Below are 18679 nucleotides of genomic sequence, written 5' to 3'. Positions count from 1 at the left end.
TTCGCGCGGAACTGGCCGGACGGCACCCGGTAGAGATGGCGGACCAGCTCGAAGCTGTCACGCAGCGGCAGGTCCCACCACAGCGTCGAACGCTGCCCGAACACGACGCCGATCCGGCGGGCGAGCGCGATCCGCTGGCGGGCCGGGTCAAGCCCGGCGACCCGCAGCCGGCCCGCGCTCGGCGTCAGCACCCCGATCAGCATCTTGATCGTCGTGCTCTTCCCGGCGCCGTTCGGGCCCAGGTAACCGATGATCTCCCCGGCCCGCACGGTGAATGACACGTCGCGCACGGCATGGACGTCCACCCGCTCGCGCCGCAGCCGCCGCTCGCCGCGGCGACGCTGCACGAACGTCTTCGTCGCCCCGGCCACCTCGATCACCAAGTCGTCCTGGTCGGTCACCGTCAGCTCCCCGTGCTTCGATAGCGGTGGACGCCGGCGCGCCGGGCCAGCGTCGCGAGGGCGGCGGTGACGAGCGCGACCAGCGGCGAGGCGAACCGGAAGGCGAGCGGCAGACGGTCGCGGCGGGCCGCGCCCGGCTGGCGAAGAACACCGCCACCCGCCCCAGCTCGCGGGCCAGCCACCAGCGCAGGAAGCCGAACGGCCGGGCCAGGTCGACGACGATGTCGCCCCTCTCCACCCGCCACGGCACGTCGATCACTCCGCCGAACACGGCGAACGTCGTCACCAGGGCCTGCCCCAGGACGACGAACGGCCTCACCACTTCAGACCGGGACAGTGGGCGCCGGCGAGGGTGGCGAACTCCCGTGGCTCCTGCGGCCCGCCGTCGGCTCGGAGGGTGCCGGTGTAGCTGACCTGGCGAGCCGTTCCGGCACGCGGCACATGGCCGGCGTCCGCGATGTAGGTGGTCTCCGTGCCCCGGTAGACCGGCGCCTCATCGGGCGGCGTGGTCAGGTGGGCGCCCCACTGGGTGACCTGCGCGACGCCGCCGACGGTGCGGCAGGTGATCCCAGCAGATGAGATGATCGCTCCGTCCAGGGCGACCTCCCGCAAGTCGCCGACGGACGGGCGCATCGTTGCGTCCCGGAACTCGAACGGCGACGCCGTCTGGCTGTGGGCCCCTCCGCCCACCACGACGAACACCTCGACGCGGCCGTCCCCGTCGACGTCGCTCAGCCCGAGCCAGCGGACGTCGATGCTGACGGCGTCGGCCGTCACGTCGTGGCGCTGCCCGGTCGACGCGAGCACCGCGTGCACGCCGAGCGTGCTGTGCAGGTTGGAGGGGGGCGAACCGACGGTCGGCTCCCGGAACGTCAGCCCGACCTGGTCGGCGCGGCCGTCGCCGTCCACGTCGCCCGACCGGACGCCGAGACACTTCCCGGCCGCGGCGGGGCAGGGGTCCGCCGGCCGGGCCACCGTGATCGGGATGCTCACCCGGTCGGTGCCGGTCGCGGCGCGCACGGCGCCCTCCAGGCCGGCCGCGACGGTGGCGACGCCCGCGGTGGCGACCGTCATCGCAGCGGCGACGACGGGACTGGCCTCGACCAGCCTGCCGCAGGCGAGCATCGCGCGGCCGATCGCCGCTATTCCGTTCACCGACGGCGAGGTGCCCGTCCCGACGTCGCGGGCGGCCTCCTCCAGACATCCCACCGCGTCCGCGCGCTCCAGCAACCCCAGGTCGAGGCCGAACAGGTCGGCGACGAAGTCGGCGGCGAACGCGAAGTTCAGGGCCAGCTGAGTGCCGACGTCGGCCTGCAGCTCCAAGTGCCCGGGCAGCGCGACCGCGGGGAACCGGTAGGTCAGCGAACCGCCCGGGACGAGCAGGCCCTCGGCGTACGGCCTGTTCGTCACCAGGTTCTGGTAGCCGGCGAGGATAAGGGCCTTCGTGACGTCGAGCTCGGCGACGGGGTCGAGCGTCGCCTGGGGCTCGGCGCGCACCCGCCAGGGCAGCGGGCTGTTGCTGGCCAGGCGCACGCCAGTGTCGGTGACCGTCGCGGCGCGCGGCGTGCCGCCGTCGTCGCGGTGGTGCCTGCCGCCGCAGGCCGTCAGACCGCCGCCGACCGCCAGCAGGACCGCGGCCACGGCCACAGTCCGGGCCCTGCTCCCGGCCAGCCGGTTCTCGATCGCCACGCAGCGCCCCCGTGCCGCTCGCAACCTCCCCGTGCCGGCACGGCGCCGACCGGGTCTCCCGGCCGTGCCAGGGCATGCTCGGGAGCGCTCCCCGAGCGGGCGTCCGGCCGTGATCAGTCAGCATTGTCAGACGGACCGCCCGGATACCGGCGGTCCCGGGGCGAACACCCGCCCGCGTGTCGTACCGCGCCCGGGAGATCTACGGCCCGCACCCGGACAAACCAGCCGGCTTTGCCTCCGGGGCAGACGTGCGAACCTGGCCTGTGCGCCGTGGTCACCGACCCGTCGCGGGCCTCAAGACGGCGGTTCGCGGAGGTTGGCCGGTCCAGGGGGCGGTGGATGCGTCGCGACTACTCGCGGATGACGTCGTCGAGGGTGGTGGCGGTGACGGCGCGGCGGAGCCAGATGCCGAGCTGGTCGAGGTCGGTGCAGGCGCGGATGCGTTCGCGGGCGTCGTCGGGCACGTGCACACGGCGGATCTCCAGGATGGTCAGAAGGGCTTCAACCTTGCCCTCGGCCTTGCCTCTGGCCTGGAGGTCACGGAAGATCTTGCTGCGGTACTCGCGGTCGACCATTGTGGCCATATAGTCCTCCCAGAGTGACCTGAGCGCCTCGGGCAGCCCGGCCAGGACGATCTCATGATACTTCTCGCCCATCTCGGGGCTGAGCGTCTGCATGCCTTCAGCCAGCGCAGGGAAGGCCTGCCGCGCCTTCGTGCGGTGCCAGAGCATGGAGAGCAGGGCGACCGCGGGGTCGGTCCTGGCCTGGCCCGGATCGACGACGAGGGGCACGTCGTCGGGGGTGAAGATGAACGGGCGCAGCCGCAGGCTGACGCCCTCGGTCTCGAACAGCCGCCGGTAGCGCCGGGCGACCGCGGGACGCGGACAGTACACCACCAGCGCGGCGCTGACCCGTTTCTCCTTCTCCAGGTGGCAGATGTACTCCTTCCACCGCCACCGCTTCCGTGCGTCCCAGGTGCGCTGGACCTCCAGAACGGCGGCCAGCAGTGGACGGTTGGCCGCGTCGCAGTACAGCGCCATCGCGTCGGCGTGGTAGGTGGCTGGAACCAGCTGGCGGACCTCCGTGGGCAGTTGTACGGCGTGGTGGAACCCGCGCACCTTGACGCCGTAATGCCGCTCCAGCAGCCAGACCGGAAGTTCCGGAAACTGCTCGAAGGCCTCGATGGTCGACTCGTGTTCCCCGCTCGGCATGCCGCCCACCTTAGGCGAATGTGGACGGAAATGACAAAACCGGGGAACGCTCGCCATATTCGGACGTCGTAACTTTGCCTTCGCGGCCGTATGGAGTGACATTGGCATGATGGTTCGCCTAAAGCCTTGAGAGCAGAAGTTTCGCCGGAACTCCTGCCTTACAGATTTGCGTGCCGGCCTGGAAGGCGATGACGGCGGCGACGGGAGTACCGGCAGCTTCGGTGGCGCGGATGACGGTGTCGAGTTCGGTCACCCGGCCCGGACCGCAGTCACAGCGGCGGTCCGGGTGAGGGACGCGGGTCTGGGGCGGGCATGCACCCTTCAAGCAAGCGGGTGGATGTCCACCCGCTCGCGCGGCAGCCGCCGCCCGTCGATCCGCCGGCGCTGCACGAACGTCTTGCGCACCCGGTCGACCTCGATGACGACGTCCGGGCTCATCCACCGATTCTCCCGCGCCGCCGAGCTACGTCTACTTCAGGTGAGTCAGGATGTGGCGGCGCGTACGGCGGTGGCCGCCAGGGTGGTGTACTCCATCGTGAAGCGTCCGCCGAGCGAGTCGATGGCGCCTCCGACCGCGTCCAGTATCTCGGCCAGCTGGTCGGGTTGAAGTTGAGTGAGGCCGCCGGTGGTGGGGAGCAGGTCCAGCCACTGGTCACGCGTGTAGGACTGCTCCCAGTCGAAACGCCACTGTTCCGGGTCGTTGAACTGTTCGGTCTCGCGGATCTTGTCAGCGATCCTGGCGTACATTGCCTGGTACATGTCGAGCGGACGTCGAGCCGGTTGATTGCTGAACGGCGAGTCTGGCACCACCCTCCGGTAGGCGGCGGCGAACGGCTCGGCCACCTCGGGGGGCGGCTCGAACACGTGCCCGAAGATCGCCAGCCGCCCGTCCGGACGCAGCACCTGGGCCGCCTTGACCGCGCCGGCAACCGGATCCACCCAGTGCCACGACTGGGCGGCGATTACCGTGTCGAACCTCCGGCCGGCCGCCTGCCAGGCTTCGAAGGTCACCACCTCGACCTGAAGGCCGCGAGCGCGAGCGAAATCGGCCATCCGCGCATCCGGCTCGACGCCGAGCACGGCGCAGCCGGCGGCCTGGAACTGGCGGGCCGCGATGCCGGTGCCACAGCCCACGTCGAGCACGTCAGGCCCGGGGCCGCCGGCGACGATCCGCGCCACCAACGCGTCGGGGTAACTGGGCCGGGCCCGGTCGTAGCGTTGCGCGTCCGTACCGAACGACTCGGCCATCGCCCGGGCCTGATGCGACTCCGCTGGGGGTGGTTCCGGTCGCTCTCGCGGTAGAGTGGGCATGCGCCCACCTTAGTGGGCATGCGCCCATCTGACAATTGGTGCCGTCTGGTTGACATCTCGAGAGGATCTGTGGGTTGCCGACTGGAATGCATTTGCGCGACGCGCGGCAGCAGCTGTTCGACGCTGCCGAACGCGTGCTGTTGCGGGACGGGCCAGGCGGGCTGACCAGCCGGGCCGTCACTGACGAGGCGGGCTGCGCCAAAGGCGTCCTGCATCGGCACTTCACCGACTTCGACGCCTTCCTAACCGACCTGGTACTCGACCGGGCCGCGCAGCTTGAGGCGCAGGCGAGTGCGCTGTGCGAGTCCGCCGGCAGCGGCACGGTAGCCGACAACCTCACCGCCGCGCTGACCGCTCTGTTCGGACCAGTTCCGGTGGCGATCATCCCGCTCATCACCTTCCGGGACGAGCTGCGCGCGCGGCTGCGGCAAGCCAGGCCCGGAGGCGGCACCGCGATCCTCGCCCAGGCCACCACCGCGGTCTCCGCTTACCTGTCCGAGGAGCGCGCCCTGGGCCGCATCGCGGCTGACGCCGACATCGACTCACTCACCCTCTCCCTGGTCGGTGGTGGGCATCTCCTGTTCTCAGACCGCGACCTCGGCCCGCCGACCACAGCAACCGTCAACAAGTTTGTGACAACCGTGCTCGCCGACGTAGCGCAACGGCGGCCACGCTAACCGTCGAGCACGCAGGGCAGGCACCACGACCCCCGCCACATCACCGGCAGCGCGCTGAGCACCGTCTGTCTGGAGATCGGTCGCCTGCGGGCAGACGGTCCGCGTCCGTCCACTCGGCAAGGTCTTCGAGGACGATGCGCAGGACGTCCCAGGCGTCCTGGAACGCGGTGCGTGCCCGGCTCAGCTTCGGGTCCTCGTCGAGGGTGCCAGCTACGATCATGCTGCGCCACCGGCCACATCGTTCCGACCCTCGCTGACCGAACACGACGTCGATCCGGCGGGCGAGCGCGATCCGCTGGCGGGCCGGGTCAAGCCCGGCGACCCGCAGCCGGCCCGCGCTCGGCGTGAGCACCCCGATCAGCATCTTGATCGTCGTGCTCTTCCCGGCGCCGTTCGGGCCCAGGTAACCGATGATCTCCCCGGCGCACGGTGAACGACACGTCCCGCACCGCGTGGACGTCCACCCGCTCGCGTCGCAGCCGCTGCCCGGCGATCCGCCGGCGCTGGACGAAGGTCTTCGTCGCCCCGGACACCTCGATGACGACGGGCGGCCGCGCGTGGCCACCGCCGCCGGCCTCGCCACCGCCAGCCCCGCCGGGGCCGGCCACCAGGTCGGTCATGGGTCAGCTCCCCGTGCTCCGGTAGCGCCGCACCCCGGCCCGCCAGGCTAGCGCGGCCAGGCCGGCCGAGACGGCCGCGACCAGCGGCGAGGCGAAACGCAGCGCCGTCGGCAGGCCGAGCGGGTCGGCCCGGGACAGGACGTGCAGCGCCGGCAGCCAGCTCACGAACCCGATGGGCAGCACGACAGTGAGCAGCACCGCCAGGTGGTGGCCGTAGACCGTCATCGGGTAACGGGCGGCAAGCGCCGAGCCCTGGGTGCTCGCCGCGACGGCGACCGTCGCGTCCGGGGCGACGAACAGCACCGCGGCCGTCGCGACGAAGGCGCTCGCGGCGAGCACCGCGCCGCACAGGACCATCGCCGGCACCAGCAGGACCCGGTCCGGCGTCCAGCGGACGTGCAGAGCGAGGCAGCTCACGACGACGATCACCGCCGGCTGGGCCGCCCGGGCGACGCGCTGTGGGGAGAACGCCATCGTCGCCGTCTGGACCAGCACGCTGACCGGGCGGATCAGCACGACGTCGAACCGGCCGTCGCGGATGTGCCAGCCCAGCCGGTCGACCGGGCCGACGAACGCCTCGGCGAGCGCGAACGCGAGCGCCGACGTGCCGTAGAGGAACGCCACCTCGGCCAGCGAGAACCCCTCGAGAGCGGGCAGGTGGGCGAAGACGATCCCGATCGCGGCGAGGTCGAGCACGGTCGCCGCGGCCTCGGTGAGCGAGCGCAGCGCGAGCGACGTCCGGTACTGCGCCGCCTCCCGGAACGCGACCCGCACGAGCAGCACGTAGGCCCGCGCCTCCGCCCGCAGCAGCCCGCGGGTCCTCCGGACCCTGCCAGCTCCCCAGGACCCGCCGACCCCCCAGACACCGCGGACCCCCCGGGCTCGGCGGACCCCGCCGGCCGGGCCTGCCTCTCTGGTGGCCACCGGTCAGCCGCCCTGCGTGACGACGCGGCGCAGCGCGAGGCGGGTGACCAGGCCGCTCGCGGCCAGCAGGACAAGCGCCCACGCCGCCTGGAACGCCAGCGCCTCGCCGATCCCCGTCCCGCCGGCCGGGCGCAGGTAGATGTCCATCGGGACCTGCACGATCGCGCCGAACGGCAGCACCCTCGCGACCTCGCCGAAGGCGCCGGGAAAGATGGTCAGCGGCAGCACCGCGCCGGAGAAGAACGTCATCGTCAGCGACGAGACCGCGAGCGTCCCGCGCGCGTCGGTGACCCAGAACGCGGTGAGCGCGACCAGGTAGCGGATCCCGAAGCTGACCAGCAGCGCGAGCGTCAGGCTCCCGGCGAACCCGGCCGCGGCGGCGCTCGACGCGGGCGGGGCGACCCCGAACAGCGCGAGCCCCACGGCCCCCGCCGGCACGGCGCGGCTGACCAGGAACACCGCCGCCCGTCCGATCTCCCGCGCGAGCCACCAGCGCAGGAACCCGAACGGCCTCGCCACGTCGATGACGATCCCGCCGTTCTCCACCCGCCACGGCACGTCGATCATGCCGCCGAACGCGGCGAACGTCGTCATCAGCGCCTGCCCGAGCACGACGAACGTGACCGCCCGCTGCGTGTCGTAGCCCGCGAGCCCCGGCCGGGCCTCCCACACCGCCAGCGCCAGGTACCCGCGCAGCACGGTCAGCGTCACGTTCGACAGCACGGACGCGGCGACCGTCGCCCGGTAGGCGACGTTCGCCCGCGCGCTCGCCGCCGCGACCGCCGCCCAGGTGCGCAGCTCGGCCAGGACGCCCGCCGGACGCGCCGCGGCGACGACGGTCACCAGCCGGCCACCTCCCCCGTCCCGGCCACGCCCGGCGTCGCATGGTCCCCGAGCCGGCGGCGCCGGAAGGTCGCGACATCGACCGTAGAACGCGGGCGAGGCCCGGTGTGGCGAAACCATCCAGGACCCGTGTCGTTCCTGTGGTCCCGTCGCCGCAGGTACCCGACGATGGGAGCGACGATGGGACCTATGAGCGTTCACGACTGGTCCGGGGCCGCGACTGGTGGCGACGCCGTCCCACCGCCAGGCCTGGGCGGCTCCGGGCTGGCTGGCTCCGGGCCCGCCGGCTCCGTCGGCCGGTCCGGCCCGCCCGTGCCGGCGGCCGGTGTCCGGGGCGCGGCGGGTGACACGGCGGCGGGGACCTGCCCGTTCACGGTCGAGCGGCCCGTCATGCGGCAGCGATGGGAGCGGCTGACGTTCCTGCACTGGCCCTACGAGGCGGACGCCGTCCAGCGCCTGCTGCCGGCGGGCCTGGAGGCCGAGACGTGCGACGGGACGGCCTGGGTGAGCCTGGTGCCGTTCTTCATGCAGGTGCGGACCGGCCGGCGCGACCTGGCCGCGCCCTGGGTCGGCTTCTTTCCGGAGACCAACGTGCGCACATATGCCCGTGACGAGCGGGGCCGCCCGGGGATCTGGTTCTTCTCGCTGGACGCGGCGCGGTCGGGCGCGGTCGCCGTCGCCCGGACCTCCTACCGGCTGCCGTACTTCTGGTCATCGATGCGGCTGGTCGAAGCGGCCGGCCCGGGCGTCGACGGCGGCACGACGACCTACACCTGCCGGCGGCGCTGGCCCGGCCCGCGCGGGGTCGCGAGCCGGGTGGTGGTCCGGCCGGGCGAACGCATCCCGGACGCCGAGCTGGACGCCCGCGACCATTTCCTGACGGCCCGGTTCCGCCTGTTCAGCCCGGTCCGCTCGGGCCCGCCGCGCACGGCCCGCGCCTGGCACCGTCCCTGGCCGCTGCACCGCGTCGAGCTGCTCGGCCTCGACGACGGGCTGGTGGCCGCCGCCGGCCTGCGGGCCCCGGCCGGCCCGCCGCTCGCGCACTACTCGCCGGGCGTCGACGTCCGCATCGGCCGCCCGGAGAGCTGAGCATCCGGCCGATCCGTTCCCGCCGGCCACGGGTGGGCCCGTGCGTTCCCGCCGGCAGCGCACGGTTACCGCCCGGAAAGGCCGCTGGCCGGCAACGGTGAGCCGGCGGCGGGGGTACGTGCTCCATGTGATGTGCTGTCGCCGCATACAGCGCACCTACCCAGCCGTTGCCCCGGCCCTGGACGCGTCCGGCGCGGTCAGATCACCGTCGATCGAGGAGAAAGCCGTGACGATGCCAAGCGACATGCGGGAGTTCAACCGGTCGGTCGTCACCGACTTCCGCGCGAACGGCGGAGAGCTCAGCGACGGGATGCTGAAGGGGTCGCGCGTGCTGCTGCTCACGACCGTCGGTGCGCGCGGCGGCAGCGAGCACACCACACCGCTCGCCTTCTTCACCGACGGCCCGGACCGGCTCGTGCTGTGGGCGTCGAACATGGCGGCGCCGAAGCACCCGGACTGGTACGCCAACCTGGCGGCGAACCCGTCGGTCACCGTCGAGCTGCCCGGATCGGACGGCATCGACCGCTACCAGGCGACGGCGAGCATCGCCAGCGGCGACGAGCGGGCCCGGCTGCTCACCGCGCTCGCCGACTTCAACGAGCGGATGGCAGCCCACCAGACGATGACCGAGCGCGAGATCCCGCTGGTCGTCGTCGAACGCGCCGACCAGTAGCGCCACACCCGCCAGTCGCACGCCGCCCCGCCGGCTGGTCCAACGGCCTCTGGTCAGGAGGCGACCGCGGTGACGTGCCCGCGGTACCGGTCATACCGGAGCAACCGTTACCTGGGGGCCGTCCGCCTTGCGGTGGCGTCCCACCTGGGCGAGACAATCGTCAGGCCGAGCGCACACGTCCTGGGCGGGAGGTCTCTCCTAACCCCTGCGGCGAGGGGGGATCGTGCTCGTGGAAGGCGGTACCGAACGGGCCGGCGGGCGGGCGGGCCTCCGTCCGGGCCGCCCGGGTCTCCGCCGAGGCGGCCCGCGCATGCTGGGGGGCGTCGCCGGGGCGGTGCTCGGCGCCGCCGCGGTGGGCTACGCGGGTCCCGCGGTCACGTCCTGGCCGGCCGTGCGGACGCGGCTGACGCCCGGGCTTGCCGGTCTCGGCCGTCAGGACCATGTGGCCCTGACGTTCGACGACGGACCGGACCCGGCTTCGACCCCCCGGTTCCTGGACGCGCTGGCCGCGGCGGGCACCCGGGCGACCTTCTTCCTGCTGGGCTCGATGCTTGCCCGTTCGCCGTCGCTGGGCCGGGAGCTGGTCACCGCCGGCCACGAGGTCGCCGTCCACGGCTGGCAGCACCGCTACACCCTCCTGCGCACCCCGTCGGCGCTCTACGACGACTTCGCGCGGACCAGGGACCTCATCGTCGATGTCACCGGGTGCCAGCCGGTGTTCTTCCGCCCGCCGTACGGGGTGCTCAGCACGGGGGCGCTCGCCGCGGCGAGGCGCCTGGGGCTGCGGCCGGTGCTGTGGACCGCCTGGGGACGGGACTGGCGGGGCGGGGCGACCCCGGAGTCGGTGCTGGCCACGGTCCGCGAGGGCCTGGCGGGCGGCGGCACCGTGCTGCTGCACGACTCCGACTGCACGTCGGTCCCCCAGGCGTGGCGCTCCGCGCTGGGCGCGCTGCCCGGCCTGCTCGACGAGTGCGCCGCACGCGGCCTGCGCGTCGGCCCGCTGGGTGAGCATTTCGGCCTGCGGCCCTGCCCTCCGTCCGTTCGGGTTCCCGGTCCGGACGGAGGGCGCCTCGCGTCGTAGCCAGCGGAGACGTTAAGCGGCGGCGCGCTCGAGGATGTGGACGCCGCAGGCGTTGCCGAGGCCGATCACGTGCGCTAGGCCGACCCTGGCGTCCGGGAGCTGGCGGTCGCCGGCCTCGCCGCGCAGGTGGGTGGCGACCTCCCAGACGTTGGCGATACCGGTGGCGGCGATCGGGTGGCCCTTCGACTCCAGGCCGCCGGAGACGTTGACCGGCGTCTTGCCGTCCCGCCAGGTGGCGCCGGAGTTGAAGAAGTCGACCGCGCCGCCCTCCGGGCACAGCATCAGGTTGTCGTAGTGGACCAGCTCGGCGGTGGCGAAGCAGTCGTGCAGCTCGACCAGGTCCAGGTCCTCCGGGCCGATGCCGGCCTTCTCGTAGGCCTGCGTCGCGGCCTGCCGGGTCAGTGTGTTCACGTTCGGCAGCACCTGGCAGGCCTCCTCCCACGGGTCAGTCGTGAGGACGGAGGCGGAGACCTTCACCGCGCGGCGCTGCTGTTCCAGGGAGAGCGTCTTCAGCTTGGCGTCGGAGACGAGGACGGCCGCCGCGGCTCCGTCGCAGTTCGCCGAGCACATCGGCCGGGTGTTCGGGTAGGCGATCATGACGTCGTTCATGATCTGGTCGAGCGTGAACCGCTTCGAGTAGGCGGCGAGCGGGTTCAGCGTCGAGTGGGCGTGGTTCTTCTCGGAGATCTTGGCGAACAGCTCGAAGCTCGTGCCGCCGTATTTGTGCCCGTACTCGAGCCCGATCTGGGCGAACACGCCGGGCATGGTCTCGGTGCCGATCCGGCCGTCGATCGGGCCGACCGCGCCGAACCGGCCGCTGGGCGTCCAGTTCTTCGAGTCATCGCCGCGGCTGCCGCCGGCGAGCAGGCCGGCGCCCGCGAGCTTCTCCACGCCGACGGCCAGGCCGAAGTCGGCGTCGCCGGCGCGGATCGCCATGTGGCAGACGCGCAGCGCGGTCGCGCCGGTCGCGCACGCGTTCGACACGTTGTAGACCGGGATGCCGGTCTGGCCGACCTGCTTCTGCAGCATCTGCCCGGAGGCCCGGCCCATGAGGCTGCCGAAGGCCAGGAGGCCCATCTCACGCATGGTGACCCCGGCGTCGGCGAGCGCGCCCATGGTCGCCTCGGCCGCGAGGTCGATGACGTCCTTGGTGGGGTGCTTGCCGAACTTCGTCATGGTGATGCCGAGGATCCAGACGTCGTCGCTTGCCATGTCCGCCGCTCCGCTTCTTCGTGGTGGATGGAAGGTCCGTGGGGCGGCGGTGCCGCCGTGGCCGCGGCCCGCGCGAGGCGTCTCGTCCCGGCCGCGGGGAGGTGGCCGGGCCGGCTCGCGTGGGCGGCGGGCCGGGTCAGCGCTGGGGCTCGAAGCCGAAGTTGACGGCCTCGACGCCGCTGCCGTCGGCGCCGACCGGCTGCAGCGCCAGGCGCACCTTCATGCCGACGTGCACGGCCTCGGGAGTCGGGTCGATGTTGATCAGGTTGGCGCGGACGCTGGTCCCGGCGCAGTCGACGGTCGCCGAGACGAACGGCACCGGGATGCCGGGCGCGGCCAGCGAGACGATCGTGAAGGCGCGCACCTCGCCCTCGGTCGCGATGTCGACCTTGCGGAACCCAGTGGCGAAGCAGTTCGCGCAGGCGTTGCGCCGGTCGAAGAACCGTGCCCCGCAGGCGGTGCACTCGTTCGCGACCAGGTGGGGGCTGTCGCCGAGAACCAGGTATTCGACGAAGGGGATCGGCTGCGGCACGGTCGGCGCTCCTAGGCGGTACGGCCCCGATGGGGTGGGACAGCTGGCTGGCCCCGGCCGGGGCCAGCCGCGAGACGTCGGGCGGTCGGGCGGTCGGGCGGTGAGGCGGGCAGGTGGCCGGCCACGGCCGCGCCGTGCCGGTCACGCGCGGCGGTGCGGCCCCTTCGTCCGCGGCGGCGAGGGGGAAACCGGGTTCTAATCCCGGCATACCACCCGTTCGCCGCCACCAGCAACCGCTACGCCCGGGCTCTCGGCACCCGCGCCGCTGCCCCGCGCGCCCGCGATGGGCTTCGGCCCGGCCCTCGCCAGGCCCGCGACGCCTCGGGGACCCGGCTTCCTCGCCAACGTCACCTTAAAGTTCATATATCGAACCCAGCGACGAGACAAGCGAACCGGGGCGCGACCAGCGACGCCAGGCGAATACGACAACTCGTCCCACGCCACGCCATCCGCGGCCATCCGCCGGCACCGCTAACGATATATCTCGATGAATCTCACGGGCCGGACGGGCCTTTCGGTCGATCCGGCGCCTTAACGTCGAGCCATGCCGAACCAGCAGCAACCCGCCGCCTCATCCGCGCCGGCGCCACCCGGCGCCGCCGCCCCCGCCATCGACGAACGCACCACCATCACCACGACCACCAGCCCTGCGGGCCACACCATCACCCTCCTCATCGGCTGACCCAGCCTGCGGCGCGCTCCGCCTTTGTCCCGCCGGTCACGAAACGCCCGACCTCGCCGGCTGCCGAGCGGGATGGATCTGCCGCGCGAAGCTGGCGGCCTGACAGTGATGGCCAGGGCGGCGGGCACGGGACAGGTGGGCTGATGGCGGTCGGCTGGGGGCGCGGCTGGCGTGACGGCCAGGCCGGGCGCCGGCTGCCGTAGCCGGCGAACAGCCGCCGATGCCAGCTGCCGTCGCCGCGCACCTGGGGGTCGCGGCGCTACTGCCGATCGCCGCCCGCCGGCTCGGTGCCCGGGTGTACCTGCTCGCCGCCGTCGTACCCGCCGCCGTCTTCTGCTGGCTGCTGGTCGCGCGGCTCGGCGGCGTGGCGGCCGGCGGCCGGCCCGAGACGGTTCTGCGCTGGGCGCCGGCGCTGCGCCTGGAGGTGACGTTCCGGCTGGACCCGCTGGCGCTGCTGATGGCGCTGCTCGTGACCGGTGTGGGCGCGCTCGTCCTGTGCTTCGCCCGCTGGTACCACGCGCACGACGCCGGCGGGTTCGGCCGGTCGGCGAGCGCGCTGCTCGCCTTCGCCGGATCGATGCTCGGCCTGGTGATCGCCGACGACCTGCTCACGCTGTATGTCTTCTGGGAGCTGACGACCGTCTTCTCGTTCGTCCTGATCGGTGGGGACGGGGTGGCGCCGGCCGCGCGGCGCTCGGCGGTGCAGGCGTTGCTGGTCACCACGCTCGGTGGGCTGGCGATGCTGTTCGGGTTCGTGCTGCTCGGCGAGACGGCCGGGACGTACCGGATCTCGGGGATCCTCGCCCACCCGCCGCCGGCCGGCGGCCTCGCGGCCGCGGCGGCGCCGTTGATCCTGCTCGGGGCGGCGACGAAGTCGGCGCAGGCGCCGTTCCACCCGTGGCTGCCGGCCGCGATGGTCGCACCGACGCCGGTGAGCGCCTACCTGCACGCGGCGGCGATGGTGAAGGCCGGCGTGTTCCTCGTCGCGACCCTCACGCCCGCGTTCGCCGCCGCCGGCGGGTACGCGCACGTCTGGACGGTTCCGGCGGCGGTGCTCGGCGCGGTGACCATGCTGATCGGCGGGCTGCGGGCGCTGGCGGCGACCGACCTGAAACAGCTGCTCGCGTTCGGGACCGTCAGCCAGCTCGGGATGCTCACCGCGCTCGTCGGCCTGGGCGGGCGGACCGCCGCGCTCGCCGGCGTGACGCTGATCCTCGCGCACGCGCTGTTCAAGGCCGCGCTGTTCATGGTCGTCGGGGTCGTCGACCACCGGGCCGGCGGGCGTGACCTGCGGACGCTGTCCGGCGTCGGCCGGCGCGCGCCGGTGCTGCTGACGGCGGCGGTGCTGGCGGGGGCGTCGATGGCGGCGCTCCCGCCGACGGTGGGCTTCCTCGGCAAGGAGGCGGCCCTCGAGGGCCTCTGGCACGGGCCGGGCGCCGGCCAGGCAGTGCTGCTCGCGGTCATGGTCGTCGGCGCCTCGCTCACGATGGGCTACACGATCCGCTTCCTGTGGGGGGCGTTCGCGACCAAGCCGGACGTCGCGCCGAGCGGCTGGCGGCCGGCGAGCCCGGCGTTCACCGGCCCCGTCGTCCTGCTCGCCGCCGCCGGGCTCGGCCTGGGCATCGCGGCGCCCGCCGTGGACGAGTTCGTCGCTGGTTACGCGGACACACTGCCCTCAGGCGGCGTCGCCGCCTACCACCTGGCGCTGTGGCACGGGGTCGGAGCGGCCCTGCTGCTGACCGCGATCGCCGTCGCGGCCGGCGTCGCCGTCGTCATCGCCGAGGCCCGGCTGACGGCCGCCCGGGCCAGGCCGGCGGGGGGCGAGCCGAGGCACCCGGGGCCGGAGCCGTCCGCGGCGCCGGAGCCGCCGGCGGCGGGCGCCTGGGCTCGGGTGAAGGGCCTGCTCGACGCGCAGCGGGGGTACGAGTGGACGGTCACGGGCGTGGGGCGGCTCGCGCTCGCGGTCACGGCGCGCACGCAGGTCGGGTCGCTCCCGATGTACCTGGCGACGATCATGATCGTCGCCCTGGTCGTGCCGGGGGCGGCGCTGGTGCGCGGCCTCGGGTGGCCGACGGGCCTCCCGCGCTGGGACTACCCCATCCAGCCGGCGCTGGCCGTGGTCGTGCTCGCCTCGGCCGCCACCGTGCTGCGCGCCCGCAGGCGGCTGACGACGGCGGTGCTCCTCGGCGGGGTCGGGTACGGGTGCGGCGCGCTGTTCCTCGTCGAGGGCGCGCCCGACCTGGCGCTCGCCCAGTTCCTCGTCGAGTCGCTGTCCCTGATCGCGTTCGTCTTCGTGCTGCGCCGCATGCCGGACCGGTTCTCCACCATGGGCCGGACCGGGGTGCCGCGCTGGCCACGGGTCCTGATCTCGGTGGCCGTCGGCCTGTTCGTCGGCGCGTTCGCGGTCACCGTCGCGGACGTCCATCCCGAGTGGGGCCTCGCGAGCCAGGAGTACGTTGCCCGGTCGCCGTCGCAGACCGGTGCGACGAACGTCGTCAACGCAATCATCATTGACTTCCGTGCTCTCGACACGCTGGGCGAGATCACGGTCCTGGCGGTCGCCGCGCTCGGCGTCACCGGCCTGCTGCTGGCCCGCGCCCCAGGTACCCGCCGCCCACGTGGGGGTGTCCGAGGAGCCGGCGGGCCGGACGGGCGCGGACAGGACAGGCGCGGACAGGACGACGCCGGCTCCGACGAACGCTGGCTGAACGGAGCCGGCGAGTTTGGCTGGGTCTACCCGCCAGGCGGCGGCCGCACGTCGACCCGGTCGGTACTCATGGAGGTGACCGCCCGGGCGGTGTTCCCGGTCGTGCTCGTCTTCTCGATCTATCTGCTGTTCGCCGGCCACTCCCGGACCGGAGGTGGATTCGCCGGCGGACTGGTCGCGGGCCTGGCCTTCGTGCTGCGCTACGTCGCCGGCAGCCGCGACCGGGTCGGCGCGGCGGTCCCGGTCCAGCCGTCCGTGGTGATCGGCGCGGGGCTCGCCGTCGCCACGTGCGCGGCGCTCGCGCCGGTGCCCTTCGGCGGCGCGGTGCTGCGAAGCTACGTCGCCGAGGCGCACCTGCCGGTACTCGGGCACGTGGAGCTGGCGACGAGCCTGTTCTTCGACGTCGGCGTCTACCTGGTGGTCGTCGGCGTCGTGCTCGAGCTGCTGCGCACCCTGGGCGTCGGGATCGAGAAGGAGAGCGGGGCCGGGCCCGGTCCGGCCTCCGGGGACCGGAGCGTCGGGTCCGACCGCGCGCCGCGGGCACATCCGGGCCGTTCGCCGGGATCGCCGCCCGACGCCGCGACGGGCCCGGGCCCCGGCCCGGGCGACGCGTGATGACGCCGGCGGTCGCGGCCATGGTCGCCAGCCGGGCCGTCGCGGCGGTTCCCGACATGGTCGCCGCGCCGGCGCGGCTGGCCGCCGTGGCGGCGGCCTCGGCGCCGCCCGCCGTGACGGCGCCGCCGGGCCACACCGTGCTGAACCTGACGTCCGTGGCCGTCGTCTCCGGTCTCTACGCGGCCGGGACCTTCCTGCTGCTGCAGCGCGGGCTGCTGCGCGTGCTCGTCGGCATCGTGCTGCTCGGCCACGCGACCAACCTGCTCCTGTTGCTGGTCGGCGGGAAGAGCGGACGTCCCGCGATGTCCGGCTCGGTGCCGCCGGACGAGATGTCCGACCCGCTGCCGCAGGCAATGGCGCTCACGTCGATCGTCATCACGTTCGCGCTCACGACGTTCCTGCTGGCGCTCGCCTACCGGGCCTGGACCCTGCTCGGCAACACCGAGGTCCGCGACGACGTCGAGGACCACCGGATCACCGCGCTGGAGGAGCGCCTGGAGGCCCAGTTCGCCTACCACTTCCCGCACCTGTCCCTGCCGCGCCCGCACGCGCCACGGCATCGCCAGCCCCACAACGACCGCCGCCGCCCGGCCGACCCGAGCGGCACCGGCCCGGACCTCGGCGCTTCGGACACCCCCGATCCGGACTCCCTCGATCCGGACGCGCGCGGCCCAGGCGCCCACCGCCCGGACGCCCACGGCCCGGACGGTCCCGGCGGGGAGCCGCCGGGCGGGGAGCCGGGATGACCGCGCCGGATGTGCTGGTCGTGCTGCCGGTGGTCGGGCCGCTGCTCGCCGCGGCCGGGACGCTGCTGCTGCGTTTCCACCTCCAGGCGCAGCGGGTGCTGGCGCTCGCCGTCGTCGCGGCGGTCGCGGCCGACGCGGCCGTGCTGCTCGCCGCCGCCGACACCGGCGGCCCGACGGTCGCGCACCTGGGCGACTGGCCGGCGCAGATCGGGCTCACCCTGGTCGCGGACCGGCTCGCCGCGCTGCTCCTGCTCACCTCGGCGGTGGTGACGCTGGCGGTACTCGGCTACGCCGTCGGCCAGGGCATCGTCGACGAGCGGGCCGACGGCAACAGCACGATCTTCAACGCCTGCTATCTGACGCTGGTCGCCGGCGTGGCGCTCGCCTACCTGACCGCCGACCTGTTCAACCTGTTCGTCGCGTTCGAGGTCATGCTGGTCTCGTCATATGTCCTGATCACGCTCGGGACTACCGCGGAGCGGGTCCAGGCGGGCATGACATACGTGATCGTCAGCCTGACCTCGTCGCTGCTGTTCCTGACCACGCTGGCGCTGGTGTACGCGTCGACGGGAACGGTCAGCTTCGTGGGGCTCGCGGCGACGATGCCGAGCCTGCCAGCGGCGTTGCGGGCGGCGCTCGGCCTGCTGGTGCTGGTCGTGTTCAGCATCAAGGCAGCCGTGGTCCCGCTGCACTTCTGGCTGCCGGACAGCTACCCCACCGCGCCGGCGCCGATCACCGCGGTCCTGGCCGCGCTGCTGACCAAGGTCGGCGTCTACGCGATCGTGCGCACCCACACCCTGGCCTTCCCACACCGCGGGACCTGGCCGCTGCTGCTGGCCGCCGCGGTCGCGACGCTGCTGGTCGGCGCACTCGGAGCCCTCGCCCAGGAGAACCTGAACCGGTCGCTGTCGTTCCTGCTGGTCAGCCACATCGGGTTCATGCTGTTCGGGCTGTCGCTGTTCACCGTGATCGGCCTGTCCGGCGTGATCCTCTACATGGTTCACCACATCGTGGTGCAGGCGACGCTGTTCCTGGCCAGCGGGCTGATCACCCGGTACGCCGGCACGTCGATGCCAAGGCGCACCGGCGGCCTGGCCACCGCCGTGCCAGTCGTCGCGGTGCTGTTCGCGATCCCAGCGCTGGGTCTGTCCGGCGTGCCGCCGCTGTCCGGCTTCATCGCCAAGCTCGCTCTCCTGCAGGCCGGCTCCCGGGCGGGCGCCGCGTCCGGCCCCGGAACCGGCGCGTTCCGGACCGGGGTGTATGTCGCCGTCGCCGCGATGCTCGTCACCAGCCTGCTGACGCTCTACGTGATGGCACGCGTCTGGGTGAGCGCGTTCTGGCGACGCCCCCGGCCTGCGCACCCCGACCCGGAGCCCGACGACCTCCTCGTCGTCGGCACCGAGACGGTCAGTCGCCCGATGATCGTCGCCACCGCCGGCCTGGTCGCCGTGGGCCTCGCGTTCCCGGTGCTCGCCGGGCCTCTGTCCGGCCTGACCACCCGCGCCGCCGCCGACCTGCTCGCCCCGTCGGTCTACGAGCACGCCGTCCTCGGCGGCGAGCCGGGCCGGGACCCCGTCCGCCACGGAACCGCCGGCGGGCGGGGCATCCTCCCCGCCCAGGACCTCCCCGTCGGGCGAGGCGCGGCCCGAGGAAACGGCCTCGCCAT

General features: G+C 73.5%; 20 protein-coding genes. 8 read left to right on the top strand and 12 right to left on the bottom strand.

Annotation, left to right across the window (positions count from 1 at the left end; all coding sequences use genetic code 11):
• The 6 genes from BCD48_RS22110 to BCD48_RS22090 all read right to left on the bottom strand — a co-directional run.
• Positions 1-401: ATP-binding cassette domain-containing protein (locus tag BCD48_RS22110; RefSeq protein WP_116271622.1), on the bottom strand; the 401-nt coding region annotated here is incomplete at its 3' end.
• A gap of 2 nt (positions 402-403) precedes the next feature.
• Positions 404-583, bottom strand: coding sequence for a hypothetical protein (locus BCD48_RS52425; RefSeq protein ID WP_071050302.1), 180 nt, complete (start codon positions 581-583; stop codon positions 404-406).
• Positions 584-716: 133 nt separating this feature from the next.
• Positions 717-2090 carry a hypothetical protein gene (locus tag BCD48_RS22100; protein WP_071050301.1) on the bottom strand — a complete coding sequence of 458 codons (1374 nt, stop codon included), beginning with the start codon at positions 2088-2090 and terminating at the stop codon, positions 717-719.
• Between the two features lie 350 nt (positions 2091-2440).
• Positions 2441-3301 carry a hypothetical protein gene (locus BCD48_RS22095; protein ID WP_071050300.1) on the bottom strand — a complete coding sequence of 287 codons (861 nt, stop codon included), beginning with the start codon at positions 3299-3301 and terminating at the stop codon, positions 2441-2443.
• A gap of 118 nt (positions 3302-3419) precedes the next feature.
• The gene (locus tag BCD48_RS54980; RefSeq protein ID WP_274536565.1) at positions 3420-3554 is read right to left on the bottom strand and encodes a hypothetical protein; all 135 of its coding nucleotides are present in this window, start codon (positions 3552-3554) and stop codon (positions 3420-3422) included.
• A 230-nt stretch (positions 3555-3784) separates the two neighbouring features.
• Complete coding sequence (locus BCD48_RS22090) at positions 3785-4612, bottom strand: class I SAM-dependent methyltransferase (protein WP_071050299.1); 828 nt, start codon at positions 4610-4612, stop codon at positions 3785-3787.
• Positions 4613-4686: 74 nt separating this feature from the next.
• Between BCD48_RS22090 and BCD48_RS22085 the strand changes: the two genes are divergently transcribed.
• Positions 4687-5289, top strand: coding sequence for a TetR/AcrR family transcriptional regulator (locus tag BCD48_RS22085; RefSeq protein WP_071050298.1), 603 nt, complete (start codon positions 4687-4689; stop codon positions 5287-5289).
• A gap of 40 nt (positions 5290-5329) precedes the next feature.
• Here the strand turns inward: BCD48_RS22085 and BCD48_RS56790 are convergent, their stop codons facing one another.
• Genes BCD48_RS56790 through BCD48_RS22070 form a run of 4 tightly spaced genes read right to left on the bottom strand, consistent with a single transcriptional unit; the run spans position 5330 to position 7676 of the window.
• Entirely contained in the window at positions 5330-5653 is a 324-nt protein-coding gene (locus BCD48_RS56790) for a hypothetical protein (RefSeq protein WP_071050297.1), read from the bottom strand.
• On the bottom strand, positions 5598-5909 hold the full coding sequence (locus BCD48_RS49510) for a hypothetical protein (RefSeq protein ID WP_312629501.1): 312 nt from the start codon (positions 5907-5909) through the stop codon (positions 5598-5600). Before BCD48_RS49510 ends, BCD48_RS56790 begins: the two co-directional genes overlap by 56 nt.
• 3 nt (positions 5910-5912) lie before the next feature.
• Positions 5913-6833 carry an ABC transporter permease gene (locus BCD48_RS22075; RefSeq protein ID WP_312629503.1) on the bottom strand — a complete coding sequence of 307 codons (921 nt, stop codon included), beginning with the start codon at positions 6831-6833 and terminating at the stop codon, positions 5913-5915.
• A 3-nt stretch (positions 6834-6836) separates the two neighbouring features.
• Positions 6837-7676, bottom strand: a complete 840-nt coding sequence (locus BCD48_RS22070) for an ABC transporter permease (protein ID WP_083419023.1) — start codon at positions 7674-7676, stop codon at positions 6837-6839.
• Positions 7677-7865: 189 nt separating this feature from the next.
• Between BCD48_RS22070 and BCD48_RS22065 the strand changes: the two genes are divergently transcribed.
• The 3 genes from BCD48_RS22065 to BCD48_RS22055 all read left to right on the top strand — a co-directional run bounded on the left by BCD48_RS22065 (position 7866) and on the right by BCD48_RS22055 (position 10519).
• On the top strand, positions 7866-8765 hold the full coding sequence (locus BCD48_RS22065) for a DUF2071 domain-containing protein (RefSeq protein WP_312629506.1): 900 nt from the start codon (positions 7866-7868) through the stop codon (positions 8763-8765).
• 232 nt (positions 8766-8997) lie between these two features.
• A complete protein-coding gene (locus BCD48_RS22060; protein WP_312629538.1) occupies positions 8998-9438 on the top strand; it encodes a nitroreductase/quinone reductase family protein in 441 nt (146 codons plus the stop codon).
• 310 nt (positions 9439-9748) lie between these two features.
• A complete protein-coding gene (locus BCD48_RS22055) occupies positions 9749-10519 on the top strand; it encodes a polysaccharide deacetylase family protein (protein ID WP_071050303.1) in 771 nt (256 codons plus the stop codon).
• A gap of 12 nt (positions 10520-10531) precedes the next feature.
• Here the strand turns inward: BCD48_RS22055 and BCD48_RS22050 are convergent, their stop codons facing one another.
• Both BCD48_RS22050 and BCD48_RS22045 read right to left on the bottom strand, forming a co-directional pair.
• Complete coding sequence (locus BCD48_RS22050; RefSeq protein ID WP_071050295.1) at positions 10532-11731, bottom strand: thiolase family protein; 1200 nt, start codon at positions 11729-11731, stop codon at positions 10532-10534.
• 136 nt (positions 11732-11867) lie between these two features.
• The gene (locus BCD48_RS22045; protein WP_071050294.1) at positions 11868-12263 is read right to left on the bottom strand and encodes a Zn-ribbon domain-containing OB-fold protein; all 396 of its coding nucleotides are present in this window, start codon (positions 12261-12263) and stop codon (positions 11868-11870) included.
• 544 nt (positions 12264-12807) lie between these two features.
• On the opposite strand from BCD48_RS22045, the gene BCD48_RS51480 reads away from it, so the two are divergent.
• The 4 genes from BCD48_RS51480 to BCD48_RS22030 form a co-directional block, all read left to right on the top strand.
• On the top strand, positions 12808-12945 hold the full coding sequence (locus tag BCD48_RS51480) for a hypothetical protein (protein ID WP_157910550.1): 138 nt from the start codon (positions 12808-12810) through the stop codon (positions 12943-12945).
• A gap of 220 nt (positions 12946-13165) precedes the next feature.
• Entirely contained in the window at positions 13166-16267 is a 3102-nt protein-coding gene (gene mbhE / locus BCD48_RS22040; protein ID WP_071050293.1) for a hydrogen gas-evolving membrane-bound hydrogenase subunit E, read from the top strand.
• Positions 16267-17013, top strand: a complete 747-nt coding sequence (locus BCD48_RS47075) for a sodium:proton antiporter (RefSeq protein WP_241841910.1) — start codon at positions 16267-16269, stop codon at positions 17011-17013. Before mbhE ends, BCD48_RS47075 begins: the two co-directional genes overlap by 1 nt.
• Positions 17010-18679, top strand: a 1670-nt coding sequence (locus BCD48_RS22030) for a Na+/H+ antiporter subunit D (protein ID WP_241841909.1), incomplete at its 3' end; no start/stop codon positions are given. The genes BCD48_RS47075 and BCD48_RS22030, both read left to right, overlap by 4 nt.

The organism is Pseudofrankia coriaricola, assembly GCF_001854805.1.
In the GTDB taxonomy this organism is placed as follows: Bacteria; Actinomycetota; Actinomycetes; order Frankiales; family Frankiaceae; genus Pseudofrankia.
Note: the sequence above shows the minus strand (reverse complement) of the source record. Positions and strands in the feature narration are given on the sequence as shown.